The organism is uncultured Halorubrum sp., from assembly GCF_937146585.1.
Lineage (GTDB): Archaea > Halobacteriota > Halobacteria > Halobacteriales > Haloferacaceae > Halorubrum > Halorubrum miltondacostae.
In genome coordinates, this window is record NZ_CAKZRO010000139.1 from 1 (window position 1) to 21,343 (window position 21,343).

Here is a 21,343-nt window from a genome sequence, read left to right on the forward strand (position 1 = left end):
GGTGCGGTGACCCGAACGTATATCAACGAGGTCGCGGTACGAACTGGCATGTCGGGGCCTCCCGCAGCGCCCAGATCGGCGGATTCGTCGGCGGTCCGTGTCCTCCACGTCGACGACGATCCCGCGTTCCTCGACCTGACGGAGACGTACTTAGAGCGGATCGACGAGTCGTTCGAGGTCAGGTCCGAGACGGACGTCGAGGACGCGCTCGACGCGCTGACGACGACGCGGATCGACTGCGTCGTCTCCGACTACGACATGCCCGAGACGAACGGGCTGGCGTTCCTCCAGCTGGTCCGCGACCGCGGCATCGAGGTCCCGTTCGTGCTGTTCACGGGGAAGGGGAGCGAGGAGATCGCGAGCGAGGCGCTCTCGGCGGGCGCGACCGACTACCTCCAGAAGCAGCGCGGCAACGACCAGTACGAGGTGCTCGCCAACCGCGTGCGCAACGCCGTCGACCAGCACCGGTCGCGGGTCGCGCTCGCTGCCAGCGAGGAGCGGCTCTCGCGGTTCATCGACCAGTCGCCGCTGGGGACGGTCGAGTACGACGACGCGTTCCGGATCGTCCGGGTGAACCCCGCCGCGGAGGAGATCCTCGGCTTCGACGAGTCGGAGCTGCTCGGCGGGACGTGGCTCCCGTTCGTTCCCGAGCCCGAGCGCCGACACGTGGCGGCGCTGGAACGAGACCTGCTCTCGAACAAGGGCGGGTTTCAGAGCGTCAACGAGAACGTCCGCAGCGACGGGACGCGGATCCGGTGCGCGTGGCACAACCAGGTCGTGACCGACGCCGACGGGGACGTGATCGGCGTCTTCTCGCAGTTCGAGGACGTGACCGAGGAGGTCGCGCGCAAGCGCCAGATCGAGCGGTCGAACGCCGTGCTGTCGACCGCGCTCGACGCGCTCCCCGTGGGGATGCTCGTCGAGGACGCCGACCGGCGGGTGCTCCGGGTGAACGAGCGGCTCTACGAGCTGTTCGACGTCGACGGCGACCCGTCGGCCGCGACCGGGCGCGACTGCGAGCGGCTCGCCGCCGAGCTGAGCGAGCGGTTCGCCGACCCCGAGGGGTTCGTCGCGCGGATCGGGGGGATCGTCGACGAGCGACGCCCGGTCGACGACGAGCGCCTGGCGCTCGCGGACGGGAGCGCGCTGATCCGGACGTACCGCCCGATCGACCTGCCGGACGGAGAGGGGCACTTGTGGGCCTATCGGCGGGCGCCGGGGCCGGAGTGAGCCGGCGGGCGCGGTAGTCGGGCGGGCCGCCGAGCACGCTCGGGCGTCTCACCGGCGGCGGGCGCTCAGTCGTTCGCGGGGTCGACTTCGGCGCCGTCGAACGGTCGCTCCTCTTCCGGTCGGTCGCCGGTCAACAGGACGTGACAGTCGCGGCACCGGGCCTCGTACGACTCCTCGGCGCCGACGAGGATCGTCGGGTCGTCCGTGTGCGCGGGCTCGCCCTCGATGAGGCGCTGGTTCCGCGAGGCCGGCTCGCCGCAGACCGAGCAGATGGCCTGGAGCTTGTCGACGTACTCGGCGGTCGCCATGAGCCGCGGGAGCGGATCGAACGGCTCGCCGCGGAACGTCTGGTCGGTGCCCGAGACGATCACCCGGCTGCCGCGGTCCGCGAGGGCGTTACAGACCTCGACGAGCGCCTCCGAGAAGAAGTTCGCCTCGTCGATCGCGACGACCTCGGCGGGGTCGTCGTCGAGGATGTCGAGCGGGCCGTCCCCCTCGTTGTCGACGACGGTGGCCTCCCACTGCCGCCCCGTGTGGCTCCCGATCGTCGTCTCGCCGTAGCGGTCGTCGACCGCGGGCTTGTACACCGCGACCGACTGTCCCGCGATCTCGGAGCGGCGGAGCCGGCGGAGCAGCTCCTCCGTCTTGCCCGAGAACATCGAGCCTGAGATGACCTCGATCCAGCCGGATCGAGTGATGGCGTGCATACCCGATCGGGCCGGAGCCAGCGACTAAACCGTTTCTCTCCGCGCGGACGGATGGCGGCGGCGCGCCGGTTTTATCGCGGGGTCAGATACCGGTCGCGACCGCCACGACGACTGCGGCGACGGCGACGTACGCGGCCGCGGAGACGGCCCAGTCCCGGCGGATCGGACCGAGCCGCTGGCGGGGGAGGCCGGGGGCGCGCGGCAGCGGGACGAGCGCGAAGAAGCCGACCATCAGCGCGAGCTGGACGGCGCCCGCCGCGACGACCGTGACGGCCGTGCCGACCCCGAGGAGCCGGCCGGTCGCGGCGACGAGGCCGACGAACAGCAGCCCCGAGCCCGCGCCGGCGACGTAGTGGACCCACGTCGCCAGCCGCTCCGGCGCGTCGTCGACGGGAGTGTCCGTGAGCACGCCCGCCGCGACCTTCGGCGCGGTCGCTCCCTCGGGGAGCCGCGCCATCGCCACGTCCATCGCGAGCGTCGCGACGAGTCCGACGAGCGGCCCCAAGGCGAGGCCGGCGAGCAGCGAGAGCGTCGTCATGGATCCGCCCACGGACGGGAGCGGCTTCACTCCGTCGGCGGGCGAACCCCGCGGGCGGATCGGGGGACCCCCGAGCGTCGGCCGCGTCGAACGCGGCTCAGTCGCCGCGCGGAACGACGGGCTCGCCGCCGATCACGACCCGCGAGACGTCGGCCTGGCCGGCGCGCCTGACGACCGCGCGGACGAGGTCGCGCGCGCCGGCGAGGTTGTCGGAGTCGCCGTCGAGGACGAGCAGGTCCGCGTCCGCCCCGGGCTCGATCACGCCGCGGTTCGCCCCGGCGATCGCGGCGCCGTTGACCGTCGCCATCCGGAGGATATCCCGGGCCGGGAGGTCGGCGAGCTTCGCCGCGAACTCCATCTCGCGGAACATCGACGGCGAGTCGGTCATCACGTTGTCGGTCCCGAGCGCGACGGTCGTCCGCTCGGCCAGCTCGCGGATCGGCGGCACGCCGACGTTCGTCACGAGGTTCGACCGGGGGCAGACGACGACCGGCGTGCCGCGGTCGGCGAGCCGCTCCGAGTGGATCCGCTCGGCGTGGACCATGTGGACGAGGAAGTCGGGGTCGAGGTCCATCGCGGGGTTGATGTCATCGGCGTCGCGCTCGCCGGCGTGGATCCCGAACAGCTTGCCCGCGTCGCGAGTCTCCGTCCGGACCGCGTCGAAGTCGGCGTCGCGGGCGCCGGAGGCGCCGTACCCGTCCGCGACGGAGAGCACGTCGGGGTCGTCGCGGCCGAGGACGACCGCGTCGATCGCGCGCTCGCCGAGCTCGACGCCCGCCCCCGCGAGCGCGTCCCGGAGCGCGGCGACGCCGTCGACGCCGCCCTCGCGGAACTCGAGGAACGTCCCCGTGCCGGTCGACTCCATGTACCGCAGCGTGCGGGCCATCGCGGCCACCAACGCCTCCCGGTCGGCCGCACGGAGGAGCCGGTGTTTCAGCCCGTCCGGCGGCGCGACAAGCTCGTCGAGCGAGAGCCCCGCGCCCGCCTCCTTGGCGATCGAGTCGCCGACGTGGGTGTGCGCGTTGACGAACGCCGGGAGGATCACGTCGTCGCTGCCGACCGACGCCTCCTCGACCCCGACGATCTCGCCGTCCGCGACGACGACCCGGCCCTCGACCGGCTCGAAGTCGGGACCGACGAGAACCGTCCCTTCGAGGTACATACCGGAGGCTCGTCGCGCCGCGGGTAAAACGTCGGGGGACCGCCTCACCGAGCGGTGGCGGCGCCGAAGCGCACCGTCACTCCGCGTCGAGCCGCGCCCAGAACCCGAGGGTGTCGGGGAGGAGCGCCCGGGAGTCGGCGGTCGCCGCGACGTCGCCCTCGCTCGTCGTCTCGCCGGCCGCCGGCTCCGGCTCGACGATGCGCTCGACGTCGAACCCCGCGTCCGCGAGGGCGCGGTGGAGCTCGGAGACGGACCGGTCGAAGGCGACGAGGTCCGCGTCGTACGACTCGTCGATCTCGATCTCCCGCCGCGGCGGCGCGTGATACCCTCGGCGGACGCGCCCGGTCTTCGGGTCGATCAGCTCGCGGAACGGGTGCATCACCGACAGGTAGAACGCGCCGCCCGGTCGGAGGACGCGGCGCGCCTCGCGCACCGCGGCGTCGAGATCCGCGACCAGCTGGAACGCCGCCTCGGAGAACGCGGCGTCGAACGCGTCGTCGGCGAGCGGGACCCGGGTCACGTCGCCCTGGAGGAACCGGGCGTCGACGCCGTAGTAGTCGCGGAGCCGCCGCGCGTGGTCGAGCTGTCCCTCCGCGATGTCGACGCCGACCACGCGGTCGGCGCCCGCCAGCGCGGTGCCGACGCTCCCCTGGCCGCCGCCGCAGCCGAGTTCGACGACGTCAGCGCCCGCCACCGGCGGCGGGAACGTGGCGTCGGTCGCCGCGTGGCCGTCCGGGTCGAACGGCGTCGGCGCGGGCGGCACCCCAGACTCGTCGGTGTCGGCGTTCCACAGCGCCTGGAAGGCGTCGCTCCACTCGTTCCAGAGGCGACGGTTCTCGCGGTGGTCGTCGGTCACGGCGGCGGATCGGCCGGGAGCGACATAAGCGTCACTCGAACTCGTCGAGCGTCGTCGGCATCGCCCCCCGGACCTCGGTCACGAGCCCGTCCGGGTCGATCCCGAGCACGTCCGCGGCCGCGCGGCCGACCCGGTCCGTCGCCGGCTCGGGGGCGTACACCCCGAGCCGCCACTGGTTCCGCTGCGCGGTCCGGAGCGCGGACACCAGCGGCGACTGGCGTTCGAGCCGCCGGATGTCGCCGTTGACCGTGACGCGCGCGGTCGACTCGCGCATCCCCGGCTCGGGCGGCGCGTCGAGGATCACGTGGTCGCGGGCGACGCCGGCCTCCTCGGCGATCTCGCGTTCGAGCGCGGCCTCGGCCGGGCGGTCGGCCGCGTGGACGCGCTCGGGGACGTCGTCGTACTCCGCCCACACCGCCAGCTTGTAGAGGTCGCGCTCGTCGTAGCGCCGCGAGAGCTCGGCGGTCGCCGGGCAGTTGCGGATCGCGGCGAGGAAGCCGTGGTCGTCCATCCGGCGCAGCTCGGCGGCCGTCGCCGCGGTCGCGTCGAGGAGTTCGCTCGCGGCGCGGCGCAGCATCGCCTTCGAGATGCGCGCGACGTGGTGGGTGTAGACGACCGGGTTCATCAGCGCGCGGGCGAGCAGGAGGCTCTCCGCGGTCTGGACGTTCCCCTCGTCGAGGACGAGCTCCGGGCCGTCGCGGCCCGCTCCGTCGGTCTCGGCGTCTTCGCCGCGCTCGACGAACGTCAGCTCGCGGACGAACCGCTCCGTGTCGATGGTGCCGTACGGGACGCCCGTGTGGTAGGCGTCGCGCACGAGGTAGTCCATGCGGTCGACGTCGAGCTCCCCCGAGACGAGTCCGGCGTACCGCCCCTCGCCCGCGACGATCCCGGCGATCCGGTCCGGGTCGAGGTCGTGGTCGCGCAGCACCTCGCCGACCGCGCCGGTCGCGAGCAGCTCGTCGACGTCGTCGTGGTACTTCCCGGTGCGGCGGTGGATGAGCGACTCGAGGTTGTGGCTGAACGGACCGTGGCCCACGTCGTGGAGCATCGCCGCCGCCTCGATCCGGTCGGCCCGCTTCCCGCCGATGCCGAGGTGGTCGAGCGCGCGGCTCGCGAGGTGGTAGACGCCGAGGCTGTGTTCGAACCGCGTGTGGTTCGCGGAGGGGTAGACGAGCTGGACCGTCCCGAGCTGTTTGACGTGGCGGAGCCGCTGGACGGCGGGCGTGTCGACGAGGTCCGCGGCGACACCGCCGATCTCGATGTGGTCGTGGACGGTGTCCTTGACCGTGATCATGCGTCCGCCTTCGGCGGCACGAGATAAAAGGCTGGGAGTGTCGGGCGGGGGTCGGCGCGCGCTCGGCGGGGCGGGGTCGGTCGATCGCCGGTCGACGCCGCGCGGAAATCCCGGTGCGATTTATAACCCGCCTCGCCGAACGCCGAGACATGTACCACGTGTTGCTCGGCGTCGCGCTGGAGGACGAGCCGCGGGCGATCGCGCAGGCGAAGGCGGTGGCCGACCTGCCGGCGGCCCCGGACGAAGTGACCGCGCACCTCTGTCACGTCTTCCAAGACAACCCGGAGGGCGCGTCGGTCCACCAGCTCGGGACGGTTCGACGCGCCCGGGAGGTGCTGGAGGCGGCCGGCGTGAACTGCGCCCACCACGAGGCCAGCGGCGACCCCGGCGAGGAGCTCGTCGCGGCCGCCGAGGCCGTCGACGCCGACCTCATCTGCGTCTCGGGCCGGAAGCGGAGCCCGGCCGGGAAGGCCGTCTTCGGCAGCACCACGCAGACGGTCGTGTTGAACGCCGACCGCCCCGTCCTGACCGTGCCGGTCGCCGGCGAGGACTGAGCCGAGAGGGCGGGGCGCGGTCCGACGGGACCCGTAATCGCCCCGCTTAGGCGGGGGGTCGCCCGGTCGCGCGAAGGCCGAGGACCTCCCGGGCCGCGGTCCCGACCGCGTCGACGTGTTCCGCCGGACAGTAGACTCCGAGCGTCCAGCGGCGGCGCTCGGCGGCGCGGAGGCCCGCGACGAGCTCCGAGGCGTCCTCCAACCGCTGCGGGACGCCGTCGACGACGACCGCGGAGCCGGACTCCTTGAGCGCCGGCCGCGAGGGGATGTCGACGATCACCGCGTCGCGGTCGATCCCGACGGCGTCCGCGATCTCGCGCTCGGCCGCCCGCTCCTCCGGGCGGCCGGCGTCGACCGTCCCGGTCGGCACCTCGTCGAGCTCGGCCCAGACCGCGCGCTTGTAGAGGTCGCGCCGCTCGATGCGCTCGCCGAGCGCCGGCACGCGGTCGCGGAGCTCGACGAGGAGGTCGTGGTCGGCCATCCGCCGGAACGCCTCGGCGTCGGTGTCCGTGCGGTCGAGGTAGCGCTCGCAGGCGCGCTCCAGCATCGCCCCCGCGACCCGGGAGACGTGGTGGCGGTAGACGACGGCGTTCATCAGCGACCGTGCGACGAGGAGGCTCTCGGCGGTGGCGACGTTCCCCTCGTCCAGGACGAGGTCGGCCGACGCTCCCGCCCCGTCGCCGCCGATCAGTCGGAGCTCGGTGACGAGTCGACCGGTGTCGACGGTGCCGTACGGGACGCCCGTGTGGTGGGCGTCGCGCACGAGGTAGTCCATGCGGTCGACGTCGAGCTCTCCCGAGACGAGGGGGCCGAGCGCGCCCGCGCCGTCGATCAGGGCGGCGACGCGCTCCGGGTCGAGCCCGTTGCGCTCGAGGACCTGACAGACCTCGCGGTCGGCGTCGGTGAGGAGCCACCGCACGTCGTCGTGGTCGCGGCCGGTCTCCCGCCGGATGATCCCCTCGGTCTGGTGGCCGTACGGGCCGTGGCCCACGTCGTGGAGCATCGCCGCGGCGCGGACGTGGGCCGCGGTGTCGTCGTCGACGCCGAGCCCGTCGACCGCGCGGCCGGCGAGGTGGTAGACGCCGAGGCTGTGTTCGAACCGCGTGTGGTTCGCGGAGGGGTAGACGAGCCGGACCGTGGAGAGCTGCTTGATGTGGCGCAGCCGCTGGAACGCGGGGGTGTCGACGAGCTCGGCGGCGAGGTCGCCAAGCCGGACGTGGCCGTGGACGCTGTCTTTGATCGCCTTCATCCGCTCGCCTCGGTCCGGGTCACTCGTCGACGACGTCGATCCCGAACCGTTCCTCGAGGGCGCGAACGACCGAGCCGCCGACGTTGGCGGTCGCGGCCCGGCCGTCCTCGACCGCGAGGAGGTCGTCCTCGTCGAGTTCCAGCTCGGTCGCGACCTCCTCGACGGTCAGCCCGGCGTCCTGCCGCGCCTCGGTGACGACGTCGCCGTAGCCGGAGACGAGGTACGGGAGGCGGTCGGACTCGTAGCTCGTCCCCTCCTCCTCCCAGCGCTTCGAGTCGCCGGTCGCGGAGTCGTACATCTTCGCCTGCTTCCGGGCGAGCTCCTTGTTCCGGCTCTCCGTCGGCTGCGAGCCGGACCCGGCACCGCCGGGGCTCCCGCCGGAACTCCCGCCGCTCGACCCGCCCCGGCCGCTCGGGGCGTTGCCGGCGTCGTCGTGGGGGCGGCAGTTCGAGCACACGAGCAGCTTCGCGCCGGCGACCGTCGCCTTGCGGAGGTCCGTGGTCTCGCGGCCGCAGAGCTCACACGCGTCCCCGTCGTCGCCGCCGCCGCCGCCGCCCGTCGAATACTTCGGCATACCCCGAGTAGTGGAGCCGGACCGTTAAAAACTCGTGGAGGGCGTCGCTCGTCCCCGCCGCGACCCCGCCCGGTCGCGCTACGGCCCGAGGTACCCCCACGCCTGAAGTCGGTCGCCGTCGCCGTCGATCCACCGCTCGCCGATGTCGTCGCGGTAGTACATGTTCGGCATGACGATCCGGTCGATCCGGTCGTACGCCCGCTCGCGCGCCGCGCTCATCGTCTCGCCCTTGCCCGTGACGACGATCGGCATCCCGCTCTCGCCGGCGACGCGCCACTGGCCGTCGACCTGCTTCACGTCTTCTAGGTGGACGCCGTCGCGGTCCGCCGTCTCGAAGACGACGGCCGCGTTCCGCGAGCTCTCGTCGTACGTCTCCTCGTCGTCGAAGGGGAACGGCGGGAGGACGACCCTGACGGCGATCTGGTAGCCGCCGTGGAGTTCGGGCTCCGGCTTGTTCCCGTGCGCGAGGTCGTAGAAGAACTCGGCCGTCGACGACTCGATCGACTCCTCCTGGAGGGCGATGGTGGGATAGCCGAACCGGGGCGTGAACTCCAGCGGGTAGATGCCCGTCTCGTTGACGATACAGTTGACGTCGATGCTGCCGACGTACCCCTCGTCGGCGAGCCACCCCTCTAGCTTCCCGAGCGTCTCCCGGAACAGCCTGTTGCGCCCCGCCCAGAACATCGAGGTTCCCATCTCGCCGGTCGAGGGGCCGATGTTCCCCGGAAACAGCTTCTTGTGCTCGAAGTTGAAGTTGACTCGGTCGACGAACTCGTCGCCGTCGAAGAAGCCGCAGACCGCGACCTCGACGCCCTCTACCTTCCGCTGGAGCTGGAACCCTTTCATCCGGTGGCCCCACGCCTTCTCGTACGCACGGAGCACGTCGATCACGTCGCTGCCGTCCTCCTCGTCGCCGACGTAGAGGAGCCGCTTGACGTTCTGGACCTCGCCCAGCGGCTTGATCACGTACGGCGCGGGGTTCTCTCTGACGTGCTGTATCCCCGCGTCGAACTCGCGGAACACGTGGTGTTCGACGGTGTTGACCCCGTTCTCTTCGAGTACCTCCATCGCGTAGCCGCGGTCCTCCTCGAGGCGGTCCGTGTTCGGCGTCCCGCCGACGACGGCCTTCCCCGCCTCGCGGAGGTCCCGCGCGAGCGCGCCGGTCCCGACCTCGGAGCCGACCCAGATGTCGTCGAAGACGATCGCGTCGGCCCAGTCGACCTCGGCGCGCCAGTCGCCCGTCTTCGGGACGAACCCGTCGCCGATCTCCCGGTCGCTCTCGGCCTCGACGTAGTACTTCACGGCGTGGCCCTCGCGGTGGACCTGCCACGCCAGGTCGGCGATCAGCGCCGCGTCGGCCGAGACGAAGAGGAAGTTCGCGGTGTCCATGCCGCGTCGTCGCCGGGGACGGACTTGAGTGTGGGTGCCGGCCGACCGCGATGGTTGAAACGTTAACGCCCGGGTTGATGCCGGACCGCGTCGTCGATCCGGGTATGCCAAGCGTGACACGGGACGGCGTGACGATCGACTACGCCGTCGACGGGGACCCCGACGCGCCGACCGTGCTGCTGCTCGAGGGACTCGGGTACGGCCGGTGGATGTGGCGGTGGCTCGCCGAGGCGTTGGCCGACGACTACGAGGTGCTCCGGCCGGACAATCGCGGGACCGGCGACTCCGACGCGCCGGAGGGACCGTACACCGCGGCCGAGATGGCGGCCGACGCGGCGGCCGTCCTCGACGACCGCGACGCGGACGCGGCCCACGTCTGCGGCGCGTCGATGGGCGGGATGATCGCCCAGGAGCTGGCGCTCGCGGACGACCGCGTCGCCTCGCTGACGCTGCTTTGTACCTCGCCCGGGGGCGACGACGCGACCCCGACGCCGCCGGACGTCCAGGAGCACATCTTCTCCGCGCCCGACGACGCGGACCCGCGCGAGCGGATCCGCTACCTGATGGAGCCCGCGGTCTCCGACGGGTTCTACGAGCGCGAGCCGGAGCTCGTCGACCGCATCGTCGACTGGCGGCTGGCGGGCGACGCGACCCCCACCGGCCGCGAGGCGCAGGCGGCCGCGGTGGCGGCGTTCGACGCGAGCGACCGCCTCGACGCGGTCGACGTGCCGACGCTGATCCTCCACGGGACGGCGGATCGCGTGCTCCCCGCGGAGAACGCCGAGCTGCTCGCCGAGCTCCTCCCGCACGCGGACGTCGACCTGTTCGACGGCGGGCCGCACCTCTTCTTCGTCGAGGAGCGCGAGCGCGTCAACGACCGGATCCGGACCTTCCTCGGCGGGGTCGCCTGAGATGGCGACGGAGAACGACCCCCGGGACGGCGACGAGACGCGAGGGGAATCCGACGGGGCGGCCGACCCGCGACCGCACCCGCACGGCGACCGGACCTACGAGTGGGTCGGGTCGCTGTCGGCCCGCCGCGCGCGGCTCTCGCCGGACCGCGTCGCGGTCACCGACACGGCCGCGAACGCCGAGTACACCTACGCGGAGCTGGACGAGCGCGCCAACCGCACCGCGCGCTTCCTCCGCGACGCCGGCGTCGGGGCGGGCGACCGCGTCGCCGTCGTCTCGCGGAACCGCGTCGAGCTCGTCGACCTGTTCTTCGCGACCGGGAAGACCGGGTCCGTGCTGGCCCCGCTGTCGCACCGGCTCGCCGAGCGCGACCTCGCCGCCGTGTTGGGCACCGTCGACCCCGAGCTGCTCCTCGTCGAGGCCCCGTTCGGCGGCGACGTCATCGACGCGTTAGAGCGGGCGGACGTCGAGCCCGCGGTCCGCTCGATCCCGACCGACGGGGACGACGCCTGGCGGCCGTACACCCGCGACCTGCCGGCGGACGGCTCGCCCGTCGAGACCGCCGACGTGTCGCTCGCGGACCCGCACCTGTTCTTACACACCGGCGGCTCGACGGGCACGCCGAAGGAGACGGTGATCAGCCACGGCGCGATCCGCTGGAACGCGTTCAACACCATCACCGCGTGGGGGCTCCGCGAGGACGACGTGACGCCGATGGTGTTCCCGATGTTCCACACCGGCGGGTGGAACGTCCTCACCGTTCCGTTCTTCCAGATGGGCGGACGGATCCTCCTGAGTCCCGAGGTCGATCCCGGGCGCATCCTGCGCGACGTCGAGCGCGAGTCGGCGACGACGCTGGTCGCGGTCCCCGCCGTGTTGCGGATGATGGCCCAACACGACGAGTGGGACGACACCGACCTCTCCTCGCTCCGGTTCGTGAAGAGCGGCGGCGGCCCCTGCCGCGAGAGCGTCATCGCGGCGTGGCGCGACCGCGGCGTCGAGATATCGCAGGGGTACGGCCTCACCGAGTGCGGGCCGAACAACTTCGCGATGCCCGACGGTTTCCCGCGGGAGAAGACCGGCAGCGTCGGCGTCCCGGCGCTCGCGGTCGACGCGCGCGTCGTCGACGAGGACGGACCGGTCGCGGACGGGACGGTCGGCGAGCTCGAACTCGCCGGGCCCGCGGCGGCCGACCGCTACTGGGAGGAGCCGGACGAGACCGCCGAGACGTTCGGGGACTGGGTGTCGACCGGCGACCTCGCGCGCGTGGACGACGACGGCTACTACCACATCGAGGGGCGCAAGAAGAACATGTTCGTCTCCGGCGGCGAGAACGTCTACCCGCCCCGGGTCGAGGACGCGCTCACCGACCACCCGGACGTCGAGGAGGCGGTCGTGATCGGCGTCCCGAGCGAGCGGTGGGGGACGGTCGGCAAGGCGATCCTCGTCGGCGACGAGTCGCTCACGCTCGACGACGTGGAGTCGCACCTCGCCTCGCGCGTCGCCCGCTACGCGGTGCCGAAGGAGCTGGCGTTCGTCGACGAGATGCCGACCTCCGGCCCCTCGAAGATCGACCGCGCGGCGCTGAAAGAGCGGTTCGGCGAGTAGGCTCGTCCCACAGGAACAACCATTATATATGCGGGGGATAAGGAGGGGGCATGCTCGACGTCACGATGGATATGGAGCAGTTCGACTGCCCGTTCATCGACACCTCCGCCGACCACGACGTCTCCTTCTCCGCCATGCACTGGCAGCTGGACACGGCGGCGGAGCAGCTGGAGACCCGGCTGCTCGTCGAGTCGCCGGACCGGTACGAGCTCGGCGACGGGCTCACCGCGCTCCGCGACCACGAGAACATGGCCGAGTACCGGCTGTTCTCGAAGCAGGACGGGACGGCGATCATCCGGACCGTCATCGAGGAGACGAACGCGATGTCGACGATCACGGACCACGGCGGCTACATCACCGGGCCGTTCCTGATCGAGGACGGCTCCGAGCGCTGGCAGGTCGGCTTCGACGACGAGTCGACGACCGAGGCGGCGCTCCACGACTTGGAGAAGGGCAACGAGTTCGTCGTCGAGGACCGCTCCGAGCTCTCGATGGAGGCGCTGTTCGACACGATGCGGAACGCGAACGCGGCCTCGACGATGCTGGACGCGTGCCGCGACCTGACGGAGGTCGAGCGCGAGACGATCGAGTCCGCGGCCGACGCCGGCTACTTCGAGTCGCCGCGCGAGGCGACGCTGTCGACGCTCGCCGACGAGTTCGACGTCTCCACCGCGGCCGTCTCGAAGAACATGCGCCGCGGCGAGAAGAAGCTGCTCCGCAGCGTCGTCGCCGCGCTCGACGACCTGGACTGACCGGCGGAGCGTCGGGTGAACGGGGGCGACGGCGCGCCGAGCGAAATCGCGGTTTCGGCGCCGAGATCGGCCGAAATCCGCGGATTCCTCGTGACCTGTTAACATCTTAACTCGGCCCTTGATGGTGGTGTCCGTCGTCGGACAGTGTATGCGAGACGAACACACTCGGCGAGCGTATCTGCGAGGAACCGGGGCCGCGGTCGGCGCGGCCGGACTCACCGGGCTGGCCGGCTGCTCGGGCGGGGGAGACGGCTCCGACGGGAGCGACGGCTCGGACGGAAGCGACGGTTCGGACGGCTCCGACGGGAGCGGCGGCTCCGGCGGCGGCGACCTCTCCGGGGAGACGGTACGGATCGGCGCGCTCCAGCCGACCTCGGGCGACCTCCAGTACTACGGGCAGATCAGCCTCCGCGGGTTCTACTCCGGGCTGGCGTACAAACACGACCTCGACCCGATCGAGGAGGCGACGCCGGGGACGTACACGGTCGAGCCCGAGGGCGGCCCGACCTACGAGATCATCGTCGAGGACACCGGCTTCAGCCCCGACACGGCCCAGAGCGTCGCGACGGACCTCGTCTTGGACGAGGAGGTCGACGTCCTGTTCGGGGGGACCTCCTCGGACAGCGCGCGCCGGCTCATCAACACCGTCGTCGACGAGACCGACGTGCCGTACCTCATCGGCCCCGCGGCCGACGCCGGCATCACGGTGAGCGACGAGTTCTGTCACCCGCTCGCGTTCCGCGCGAGCGAGCACACCGCGATGGACGCGCGGGCGGGCGGCACGTACGTCGCCGAGAACTTCGACATCGACACGGTCGCGGTGTTCGCGTCCGACAACGCGTTCGGACAGAGCGTCGCGGAAAACTACACGCAGGTCTTGGAGAACAACGGGGTCGACGTCCTCGAACCGCGGTTCGTCGAGGTCGGGTACTCGGAGTTCGACGGGCTCTTCGAGCAGGCGATCTCGGACGGCGCGACGGGGGTCGTCGGCGGTTTCACGGCGTCGACGCTGCCGCAGTTCCTCACCTCGGCCATCTCCTTCGACGTCCAGGTGTTCGGCGGGTTCGCCGCCCTGCTGACGACGAAGCTCATCGGCGGCACCATCGAGTCGGCGCTGGGCGAAGGGTTCACCGAGCAGGACATCAAGGACGCCGGGCTCGGCCCGTTCACTAGCCGATACCACTGGAACCAGTACGAGAACCCGATCAACGAGGAGTTCCGGCAGATGCACATCGACGCGTACGGCATCGTCCCCGACCTGTTCAGTTCGGGGACGTTCACCGCGGCCTCGGCGCTCTCGCAGGCCGTCTCGGAGTCCGGCTCCACCGAGGGCGCAGACATCGCGGACGCGCTCCGCGGCATGACCGTCGCCGACACCCCGAAGGGCGCGGACGGGTACACGTTCCAGCAGCACAACAACCAGGCGGCCTCGCAGATGACGGTCGCGTGGCCGGTCCCGACGAGCGACGAGTACGCCGACACGTGGGACGCGCCGATCATGCCCGGCCAGCCCCTCGAACGCCTCGACGCCGAGGACGTGATGGTCCCCGAAGAGGACGCGAGCTGCTCGCTGTAATGCTGCTGGAGACCGAGGGGCTCACGAAGCGTTTCGGCGGCATCACCGCCGTCGACGACGTCGACTTCGCGCTGGAGGCCGGCCAGCTCTGCTCGATCATCGGCCCGAACGGCGCGGGGAAGACGACGTTCTTCAACCTGCTCACGGGCGTGCTGGAGCCCTCCGAGGGGAGCATCCGGTTCGCCCCGTCGAGCGGCGGCGCGGAGTCGGCCGTGGACATCACCGCGGCCTCGCCGGACGAGACGGCGCTCGCGGGGATCCACCGGTCGTACCAGATCACGAACCTGTTCCCGACGCTGTCGGTGCTGGAGAACGTCCGCGTGGCCGCGCAGGCGAGCCGCGGGAGCGACTCGTGGAAGCTGTGGCGCAACGTCGCCGACTTCGAGGAGCACTACGCCGAGGCGACCGCGATCCTCGAGCGGATCGGGCTCGCGGACGAGGCGGAGACGGTCACGGAGAACCTGAGCCACGGCGAGAAGCGCAGCCTCGAGATCGGCGTCGCGCTCGCGGGCGACCCGGACCTGCTCCTGCTCGACGAGCCGACCGCCGGCGTGTCGAGCGAGGGCGTCGACGAGGTCGTCGCGCTGATCGAGGACGTGGCCGCCGACCACTCGGTGATGCTCATCGAGCACAACGTGGAGATGGTGATGGAGGTCTCCGACCGGATCGCCGTCCTCCACCGCGGCGAGGTGATCGCCGACGGCCCGCCGGAGGACGTGCGCGGCGACGAGGCCGTCCAAGAGGCGTACCTCGGCGGCTACGGCCGCGAGGAGTCGGCGGAAGGCGGAGAGCCATCCGACGGGGAGGCGGCGGCCGACGGCGGTCGCCGCGCGAGCGCCGGAGGTGGGCCGCCGTGACGACGCTCGAACTCGACGGGGTCCACACCTACTACGGCGAGAGCCACATCCTCCAGGGGCTGTCGCTGTCGGTCGAGGAGGGCGAGATCGTCGCCCTCGTCGGACGGAACGGGGTCGGGAAGACGACCACGCTCCGGACCGCGCTCGGACTGACGCCGCCCCGCGAGGGGACGGTCCGGTTCGACGGCACGGACGTGACGGGGATGGAACCCCACGAGATCGCCGCCCGCGGGATGGGGTGGGTGCCCGAGGAGCGGCGCGTGTTCTCACACCTCACGGTCGCGGAGAATCTGCGCGTCGCCGCCCACTCCGCGGCCGACTCGGACGCGCGGATCGCGGAGGCGTACGAGCTGTTCCCGGCGCTCGACCGCTTCAGCGACAAGGAGGCGGGGGACCTGAGCGGCGGCCAACAGCAGATGCTCGCGATCGCCCGCGGGATGGTCGGCGACAACGACCTGCTGCTCGTCGACGAGCCGAGCGAGGGGCTCGCGCCCCAGATCGTCGAGGACGTCGTCGAGGCGCTGCGCGCGGCCTCGGCCGACACGACGATGGTCCTCGTCGAGCAGAACTTCCGGCTGGCGATGGACCTCGCCGACCGCTTCTACCTCGTCGACCACGGCGTCGTCGTCGAGGAGGGCGAGACCGCGGGCGTCACCAGCGAGGACGAGCGAATCCGGAGGTACCTGACCGCATGAGCCTCGCACCGCTCGCCGGGGCCGCCGCGCAGGCCGCCCCGCTCGTCGATCCGGGAACGCTGCTCTCGACCGGCGGCGCGGTCGACGGGCTCCAGACGGCCGCCCGCGTGCTCGCCGAGGGGATCGGCAAGGCCGCGGTGTACTTCACCATCGCGGTCGGGCTGACGCTCGTCTTCGGCCTGATGGGCGTGCTCAACTTCGCGCACGGCGCGGTCGCGATGGTCGGCGCGTACCTCGGCGGACTGGTGCTCGTCCTCTTCGTCGGCGCGAACACGGGGACGCTCGCGACGATACTCGTCTTCTTCGTCGCGCTGGCGCTCGTGTTCGCGGTGACGACCGCCGCCGGCAGCGCGATGGAGGTGGCGCTCATCAGACCGATCTACGACCGGACGCCCACCTACCAGATCCTGCTGACGTTCGGCGTCTCCCTCATCATCGAGGAGGTCGCCCGGATCGTCTTAACGCTCCGCGGGATCCAGCCGAACCCGCAGTGGCAGGCGCCGATGGGCACCGCGCCCGACGTGCTGCTCGGGCGCACCGAACTGCTCGGCGTCGGCGTCAGGCGGCTGTACCTCTTCGAGGTCGCGATCGGCGCGCTCGTCGCGGTCGCGGTCTGGGCGTTCCTGACGAAGACGCTGTACGGGCTCTACATCCGCGCCGGCAGCGAGGACACCGAGATGGTCCAGGCGCTCGGCATCGACGTCAGGCAGGCGTTCACCGTCGTGTTCGGCGTCGGGACCGGCCTCGCCGCGGTCGGCGGCGTCCTGCTGATGTGGGACCCGATCTGGGGGCCCAGCGTCCTGCTGAGCATCGACGTGCTGCTGTACGCGTTCGTCGTCGTCATCATCGGCGGCCTCGGGAGCTTCACCGGGACGCTCGTCGCGGCGGGCATCGTCGGGATCGCCGACTCGGTGACGACGTGGCTGTTCACCACCGGGATCGTCACCTTCCCCGGCCTCTCCGAGGTGACCATCTTCCTCCTGCTCGTGGTGATGCTGATCATCCGCCCGCAGGGGCTCTACGGCGTCGAGGAGGTGGGTGGCCATTAGCGACCCCGACTCCGGCGCCGACGCGGACGCGCCGGCCGGCGACACAGACGCTCCCGCGGTCGAAACGGACGCTCCCGTCGACGAGGCGGACCCGATCCCGCCCTCGACCGCGACCGGGGGCCTCCGCGAGTACCTGCGGGACCACGCAGTCCACGCGGCCGTGATCGTTGGCTTCGTCCTGTATCCGCTCGCCTACGAAGCGCTGCTGGCGACGCCCGCGGCGCCGTTCGCGGAGGCGTTCCTCCCCGCGATCACGTTCATGGTCGTGGTGTTGTACATGGGGCTGTTCGCGATGAGCTTCGACTTCATCAGCGGCTACACCGGCTACCTCTCGTTCGGCCACGCCGCGTTCTACGGCACCGGCGCGTACTTCGTCGTCCTGGCCGCGAACGGGCAGATCCCGGGGGTCCCGGGCGGGACGCCGTTCATGATCACGCTCCTGCTCGGCGCGGTGGTGGCCGGGCTGCTCGCGCTCGTCATCGGGTCGGTGTCGTTCCGGCTCACGGGCGTCTACTTCGCGATGATCACGCTCGGGTTCGCGCAGGTGATCTACGAGCTGATCCGCTCGTGGGGGTACGTCTCGACGAACCCGACCGAGGGCGCGACGGTGAGCGGCGACGCGCTCGCGATCGGCGTCCCCTTCGTCGACGCGCTCAGCCTCGACGTGGGGCGGCTCACCGGCGAGAGCGTCGAGAACCTGCTCGGCCTGGGGATCGACTTATCGACGACGGTGGTCTCGTACTACGCGCTCGGGATCGTCGTCGTCGTCTGCTACTTCGCGATGCAGCGGATCCTCCACTCGCCGTTCGGGCGCGTGATGATCGCCATCCGCGAGAACGAGGAGCGCGCCCGCGCGGTCGGCTACCCGACCTACCGGTTCAAGCTGGCCGCGTTCGCCATCAGCGGCTTCTTCGGGGCGATCGCCGGCGGCGTCTTCGCCGCCTACTCGCGCTCGGTCGCGCCCGACGGGACGTTCTACTTCCTCGTCACCGCCGACGCGCTGATCACGACGATCATCGGCGGGTTCGGCACCCTCGCGGGGCCGGTGTTCGGGACCCTGTTCACGCAGGGGTTAGAGGACGTCCTCTCGACCGAGAGCGGCGGCGTGGCGACCCTGCTGCGCGAGGGGCTCCCGGAGAGCGTCCTCCAGGCCGACCTCTTCGGGATCAGCCTGGAGCTGTTCGTCAACACCGCGGTCGACGGGCGCGCCCCGCTGTACCTCGGGATCATCTTCGTGCTGTTCGTGCTGTTCGTCCCGAACGGCATCCTCGGGACGCTGCGCGACCGGCTCGGCGGCACCGTCGGGAAGCGGCTCCCGGACCACCTGCGGCGCTACCTCCGGTAGGGTCGCGGGCCCGCGGCTCCGCGGTCCCCGTCGCGCGTCGCGACGGACCGCGACGCTGACAGACGACACATGACCGACACCACACGACACGACGAACCGAATCGAACGCGGCGCGGAGGCGACGGATGACCGTCGGGATCACCGGACTCGGGACGTACGTCCCGGACGAGACGATCACGGGCGAGGCCATCGCGGCCGAGAGCGGGATCCCCGAAGAGGTCGTCGTCGAGAAGATGGGCGTCCGCGAGAAGCGCGTCTGCCCGCCGGACGGCGACCACGCGACCGACATGTCGGTGACGGCCGCCGAGCGCGCGCTCGCGGACGCCGACGTCGACCCGATCGACCTCGACGTGGTCCTCTATCACGGCTCCGAGTACAAGGACCACGTCGTCTGGTCGGCCGCGGCCGCGATCACCGACCGGCTCGGCGCGACGAACGCGTACGCGACGGAGAGCTACACGCTGTGTGCGGGCGCGCCGATCGCGCTCCGGCAGGTGACCGCGCAGCTGGAGACCGAACCGATCGACACCGCCCTGCTCGTCGCCGCGAGCCGCGAGGAGGACCTCGTCGACTACGGCAACGAGGACAGTTCCTTCATGTTCAACTTCGGCAGCGGCGCGAGCGCGTTCGTCGTCGAGGCGGCGGACGGGGAGTCGGAAGACGGTGAGACCGCCCCCTTCGGCGGTCGCGCCCGGGCCGTCGTCCGCGCGAGCGCGGCCGAGACCGACGGCTCGTTCGCCGACGACGTGGTGATGCCGGCGGGCGGGTCGAAGCGCCCGCCGAGCGAGGAGACGGTCCGCGAGGGGCTCCACACGCTCGACGTCCCCGACCCGGACGGGATGAAAGAGCGGCTCGGCCCCGTCTCGCTGCCGGCGTACCTCTCTGTCGCCGACACCGCGCTGGAGCGGTCCGGGTTCGGCCGCGACGACCTCGACTTCGTCGCGCTCACCCACATGAAGCGGTCGTTCCACGAGCGCGTCCTCGACGAGCTCGGCCTCGACCCGGGCCGCGACGGCTACTACCTCGACGAGTTCGGCCACGTCCAGAGCGTCGACCAGGCGCTCGCGCTGGAGCGCGGCGTCGAGACGGGCCGCCTCGAACCGGGCGACCTCGGCTGCCTGCTCGCGGCCGGCACGGGCTACACGTGGTCCGCGACCGTGATCCGGTGGCAGGGATAGCGCGCCGCCGAGAGCGCTCAGCGCTCCCTACGCGGACTCGTGCGGCAGCGAGAGCACCGTCGCCTCGCCGGAGAGGACGCGCTCGTCGCGCTCGGGAACGGTCGCGGTCGTCTCGACGACAACGCGGTCGCCGCCGAGGTCGTCGATGACGCTGACGCTCGCTTCGACCGTCTCGCCCGGATACACCGGCTTCTCGAAGGACATCTCTTGAGAGAGGTAGACGATGTCGCCGGAGAGCCGGGCGAGCGCCGCGGAGACGACCGCCGCCGAGAGGATCCCGTGCGCGACGCGCCCGTCGAACATCGTCTCGGCGGCGTACTCGTCGTCGAGGTGGATCGGGTTCTCGTCGCCCGACAGCGCCGCGAACGCCTCGATGGTCTCTTCGGTGATCGCTACTTCGTGGGTCGCGGTCTCGCCGACCGTCGCGACTGGCATACCGACTAGACGCGCGCCGACCGCCTCAACCCCGTGGTTCAGCCTCGAACCCGCGGCGCGGCGCGCTCGGAACGCTTCGCGGGGTCGACGCGCCAGAATCGCACCGCGAGGGGGACGCGCCCCGATCAGTCGTCCGCCGGCGCGTCGACAACGTCGGCGTCGGTGGGGTTCGCGCCGCCGTACGCCTCGACGAGCTCGTCCAGCCGCGCCGGGTCGTCTGCGTGGGCCAGCGGCTCGCTCGCCGTCTCGCAGGCGGCGTCGACGCCGAGGCTGTCGCAGACCTCGTCGGCGGTCGTCTCGGCCATCTGGCGGTAGGTCGTCAGCTTGCCGCCCACGACGCTGTACAGCCCGGCCGCGTCGTCGCGCTCGTGGTCGAGCAGCGTGAACCCGCGCGAGATCCCGCGGCGGTCCGACCCCGCCTCGTCGGGCGAGTACAGGGGGCGGACGCCCCACCACGTCCTTACCGTCGGGGCGTCGGCGACCGCGGGGAGCATCGCGGCGCACTCCTCGACGGAGCGCTCGACCTCCCAGTCTTCCGTCTCGTAGTCGTCGGGGTCGGAGACCGGCACGCTCGTCGTCCCCAGCACGACCTCGCCCTCGTGGGGCACGACGATGTCGCCGTCGTCGGGGTCGCGACACCGGTTCAGCACGGGCGGCGCCCCGTCGTACTCCACCGAGACCATCACGCCCCGGCTCGGGGCCATCCCGACCTCGACGCCGGCCATCTCGGCGATCGAGTCGGCCCACGCGCCGGTCGCGTTGACGACGACCTCGGGCGACAGCGCGTCGTCGACCGCGCCGCCGACCCGGACCGTCTCGACCGCGCCGTCGCGGACCGTCACGTCCTCGACCGGCGCGTGCGGATGGACGGTCGCGCCGTGGCGCTCTGCGTCCGCGGCGTTGGCCGCGACCAGCCGGGAGGGGTAGATGACGCCGTCCGGGACGCGGAACGCCTCAGCGACCTCGTCGGCGAGGCCCGGCACCGCCTCGCGGGCGGCGGCGCCGTCGAGCCGTTCGGTCTCGATGCCGATCGCCTCGCAGGCCGCGATCTTCTCCTCGAAGTAGTCCGGGTCGTCGCCGTCGAGCCGGACGAACAGGCCCCCGGTCTCCCGGACGCACGCGCCGGCGATATCGCGGAGCGTCCGGTTCTCGACGATACACTCCTCGGCCCCCTCGGCGTCCGCCTCGGCGTAGCGGGCGCCGCTGTGGAGGAGGCCGTGCGAGCGCCCGGAGGTGCCGCCGCCGAGGCCGCCGCGGTCGACGAGCGTCACGTCGACGCCGCGCATGGCGAGGTCGCGGGCGATCCCGGTGCCCGTCGCGCCGCCGCCGATCACCAAGACCGTCGAGTCGTCGCTCACGCGACGGTCACCCGGGTTGGCGCGG

Annotated in this window: 21 protein-coding genes; 11 read left to right on the forward strand and 10 right to left on the reverse strand. The window is 71.9% G+C overall.

Features of this window, described 5'->3' with window-relative positions; genetic code table 11:
• The first annotated feature begins 48 nt into the window (after positions 1–48).
• Positions 49–1,230: a PAS domain S-box protein gene (locus Q0116_RS10855; RefSeq protein ID WP_297887976.1), complete on the forward strand. Its 1,182-nt coding sequence runs from the start codon at positions 49–51 to the stop codon at positions 1,228–1,230.
• A gap of 65 nt (positions 1,231–1,295) precedes the next feature.
• Here the strand turns inward: Q0116_RS10855 and Q0116_RS10860 are convergent, their stop codons facing one another.
• The 5 genes from Q0116_RS10860 to Q0116_RS10880 all read right to left on the reverse strand — a co-directional run bounded on the left by Q0116_RS10860 (position 1,296) and on the right by Q0116_RS10880 (position 5,787).
• Complete coding sequence (locus tag Q0116_RS10860; protein ID WP_297887979.1) at positions 1,296–1,937, reverse strand: thymidine kinase; 642 nt, start codon at positions 1,935–1,937, stop codon at positions 1,296–1,298.
• Between the two features lie 82 nt (positions 1,938–2,019).
• Entirely contained in the window at positions 2,020–2,475 is a 456-nt protein-coding gene (locus tag Q0116_RS10865) for a hypothetical protein (RefSeq protein WP_297887981.1), read from the reverse strand.
• A gap of 97 nt (positions 2,476–2,572) precedes the next feature.
• Positions 2,573–3,637 (reverse strand): amidohydrolase family protein, encoded by a 1,065-nt coding sequence (locus Q0116_RS10870; protein ID WP_297887984.1) that lies wholly within the window; start codon positions 3,635–3,637, stop codon positions 2,573–2,575.
• A 76-nt stretch (positions 3,638–3,713) separates the two neighbouring features.
• On the reverse strand, positions 3,714–4,493 hold the full coding sequence (locus Q0116_RS10875) for a class I SAM-dependent methyltransferase (RefSeq protein WP_297887987.1): 780 nt from the start codon (positions 4,491–4,493) through the stop codon (positions 3,714–3,716).
• A gap of 31 nt (positions 4,494–4,524) precedes the next feature.
• On the reverse strand, positions 4,525–5,787 hold the full coding sequence (locus Q0116_RS10880) for an HD domain-containing protein (protein ID WP_297887990.1): 1,263 nt from the start codon (positions 5,785–5,787) through the stop codon (positions 4,525–4,527).
• Positions 5,788–5,936: 149 nt separating this feature from the next.
• Here Q0116_RS10880 and Q0116_RS10885 point away from each other — a divergent pair, with 149 nt between their 5' ends.
• Positions 5,937–6,341 carry a universal stress protein gene (locus Q0116_RS10885; RefSeq protein WP_297887992.1) on the forward strand — a complete coding sequence of 135 codons (405 nt, stop codon included), beginning with the start codon at positions 5,937–5,939 and terminating at the stop codon, positions 6,339–6,341.
• A gap of 46 nt (positions 6,342–6,387) precedes the next feature.
• On the opposite strand, the gene Q0116_RS10890 is transcribed toward Q0116_RS10885, so the two are convergent.
• From Q0116_RS10890 to Q0116_RS10900, 3 genes are all read right to left on the reverse strand, one after another.
• Positions 6,388–7,590, reverse strand: a complete 1,203-nt coding sequence (locus Q0116_RS10890) for an HD domain-containing protein (protein ID WP_297887994.1) — start codon at positions 7,588–7,590, stop codon at positions 6,388–6,390.
• A 19-nt stretch (positions 7,591–7,609) separates the two neighbouring features.
• Positions 7,610–8,164 (reverse strand): transcriptional regulator, encoded by a 555-nt coding sequence (locus Q0116_RS10895; protein WP_297887996.1) that lies wholly within the window; start codon positions 8,162–8,164, stop codon positions 7,610–7,612.
• Positions 8,165–8,242: 78 nt separating this feature from the next.
• Positions 8,243–9,553, reverse strand: coding sequence for a phosphoribosylamine--glycine ligase (locus Q0116_RS10900; protein ID WP_297887999.1), 1,311 nt, complete (start codon positions 9,551–9,553; stop codon positions 8,243–8,245).
• 104 nt (positions 9,554–9,657) lie between these two features.
• Here Q0116_RS10900 and Q0116_RS10905 point away from each other — a divergent pair, with 104 nt between their 5' ends.
• From Q0116_RS10905 to Q0116_RS10945, 9 genes are all read left to right on the forward strand, one after another.
• Positions 9,658–10,464 carry an alpha/beta fold hydrolase gene (locus tag Q0116_RS10905; RefSeq protein ID WP_297888001.1) on the forward strand — a complete coding sequence of 269 codons (807 nt, stop codon included), beginning with the start codon at positions 9,658–9,660 and terminating at the stop codon, positions 10,462–10,464.
• Between the two features lies 1 nt (position 10,465).
• Complete coding sequence (locus Q0116_RS10910; protein WP_297888004.1) at positions 10,466–12,073, forward strand: AMP-binding protein; 1,608 nt, start codon at positions 10,466–10,468, stop codon at positions 12,071–12,073.
• A 50-nt stretch (positions 12,074–12,123) separates the two neighbouring features.
• The gene (locus Q0116_RS10915) at positions 12,124–12,825 is read left to right on the forward strand and encodes a helix-turn-helix domain-containing protein (protein ID WP_297888006.1); all 702 of its coding nucleotides are present in this window, start codon (positions 12,124–12,126) and stop codon (positions 12,823–12,825) included.
• Between the two features lie 148 nt (positions 12,826–12,973).
• The gene (locus Q0116_RS10920; protein WP_297888011.1) at positions 12,974–14,401 is read left to right on the forward strand and encodes an ABC transporter substrate-binding protein; all 1,428 of its coding nucleotides are present in this window, start codon (positions 12,974–12,976) and stop codon (positions 14,399–14,401) included.
• A complete protein-coding gene (locus Q0116_RS10925; protein WP_297888013.1) occupies positions 14,401–15,258 on the forward strand; it encodes an ABC transporter ATP-binding protein in 858 nt (285 codons plus the stop codon). Before Q0116_RS10920 ends, Q0116_RS10925 begins: the two co-directional genes overlap by 1 nt.
• On the forward strand, positions 15,255–15,953 hold the full coding sequence (locus tag Q0116_RS10930; protein ID WP_297888016.1) for an ABC transporter ATP-binding protein: 699 nt from the start codon (positions 15,255–15,257) through the stop codon (positions 15,951–15,953). Before Q0116_RS10925 ends, Q0116_RS10930 begins: the two co-directional genes overlap by 4 nt.
• Positions 15,950–17,002, forward strand: a complete 1,053-nt coding sequence (locus tag Q0116_RS10935; RefSeq protein ID WP_297888019.1) for a branched-chain amino acid ABC transporter permease — start codon at positions 15,950–15,952, stop codon at positions 17,000–17,002. The genes Q0116_RS10930 and Q0116_RS10935 overlap by 4 nt, the downstream gene beginning before the upstream one ends.
• A 160-nt stretch (positions 17,003–17,162) precedes the next feature.
• Positions 17,163–18,347 carry a branched-chain amino acid ABC transporter permease gene (locus Q0116_RS10940; protein ID WP_297888127.1) on the forward strand — a complete coding sequence of 395 codons (1,185 nt, stop codon included), beginning with the start codon at positions 17,163–17,165 and terminating at the stop codon, positions 18,345–18,347.
• Positions 18,348–18,472: 125 nt separating this feature from the next.
• Positions 18,473–19,525, forward strand: a complete 1,053-nt coding sequence (locus tag Q0116_RS10945) for a 3-oxoacyl-ACP synthase (RefSeq protein WP_297888022.1) — start codon at positions 18,473–18,475, stop codon at positions 19,523–19,525.
• Between the two features lie 27 nt (positions 19,526–19,552).
• Here Q0116_RS10945 and Q0116_RS10950 read toward each other — a convergent pair whose 3' ends face one another.
• Positions 19,553–19,960, reverse strand: a complete 408-nt coding sequence (locus tag Q0116_RS10950; protein ID WP_297888025.1) for a MaoC family dehydratase — start codon at positions 19,958–19,960, stop codon at positions 19,553–19,555.
• A gap of 125 nt (positions 19,961–20,085) precedes the next feature.
• Positions 20,086–21,318 carry an FAD-dependent oxidoreductase gene (locus Q0116_RS10955; RefSeq protein WP_297888028.1) on the reverse strand — a complete coding sequence of 411 codons (1,233 nt, stop codon included), beginning with the start codon at positions 21,316–21,318 and terminating at the stop codon, positions 20,086–20,088.
• Positions 21,319–21,343 lie beyond the last annotated feature (25 nt).

Coding starts and splice junctions, on each gene's coding strand:
- Q0116_RS10865 (WP_297887981.1), bottom strand. CDS start 2,475: ATGACGACGCTCTCGCTGCTCGCCGGCCTCGCCTTGGGGCCGCTCGTC.
- Q0116_RS10950 (WP_297888025.1), bottom strand. CDS start 19,960: ATGCCAGTCGCGACGGTCGGCGAGACCGCGACCCACGAAGTAGCGATC.
- Q0116_RS10860 (WP_297887979.1), bottom strand. CDS start 1,937: ATGCACGCCATCACTCGATCCGGCTGGATCGAGGTCATCTCAGGCTCG.
- Q0116_RS10910 (WP_297888004.1), top strand. CDS start 10,466: ATGGCGACGGAGAACGACCCCCGGGACGGCGACGAGACGCGAGGGGAA.
- Q0116_RS10900 (WP_297887999.1), bottom strand. CDS start 9,553: ATGGACACCGCGAACTTCCTCTTCGTCTCGGCCGACGCGGCGCTGATC.
- Q0116_RS10935 (WP_297888019.1), top strand. CDS start 15,950: ATGAGCCTCGCACCGCTCGCCGGGGCCGCCGCGCAGGCCGCCCCGCTC.
- Q0116_RS10855 (WP_297887976.1), top strand. CDS start 49: ATGTCGGGGCCTCCCGCAGCGCCCAGATCGGCGGATTCGTCGGCGGTC.
- Q0116_RS10945 (WP_297888022.1), top strand. CDS start 18,473: ATGACCGTCGGGATCACCGGACTCGGGACGTACGTCCCGGACGAGACG.
- Q0116_RS10920 (WP_297888011.1), top strand. CDS start 12,974: ATGCGAGACGAACACACTCGGCGAGCGTATCTGCGAGGAACCGGGGCC.
- Q0116_RS10925 (WP_297888013.1), top strand. CDS start 14,401: ATGCTGCTGGAGACCGAGGGGCTCACGAAGCGTTTCGGCGGCATCACC.
- Q0116_RS10915 (WP_297888006.1), top strand. CDS start 12,124: ATGCTCGACGTCACGATGGATATGGAGCAGTTCGACTGCCCGTTCATC.
- Q0116_RS10885 (WP_297887992.1), top strand. CDS start 5,937: ATGTACCACGTGTTGCTCGGCGTCGCGCTGGAGGACGAGCCGCGGGCG.
- Q0116_RS10870 (WP_297887984.1), bottom strand. CDS start 3,637: ATGTACCTCGAAGGGACGGTTCTCGTCGGTCCCGACTTCGAGCCGGTC.
- Q0116_RS10880 (WP_297887990.1), bottom strand. CDS start 5,787: ATGATCACGGTCAAGGACACCGTCCACGACCACATCGAGATCGGCGGT.
- Q0116_RS10895 (WP_297887996.1), bottom strand. CDS start 8,164: ATGCCGAAGTATTCGACGGGCGGCGGCGGCGGCGGCGACGACGGGGAC.
- Q0116_RS10905 (WP_297888001.1), top strand. CDS start 9,658: ATGCCAAGCGTGACACGGGACGGCGTGACGATCGACTACGCCGTCGAC.
- Q0116_RS10890 (WP_297887994.1), bottom strand. CDS start 7,590: ATGAAGGCGATCAAAGACAGCGTCCACGGCCACGTCCGGCTTGGCGAC.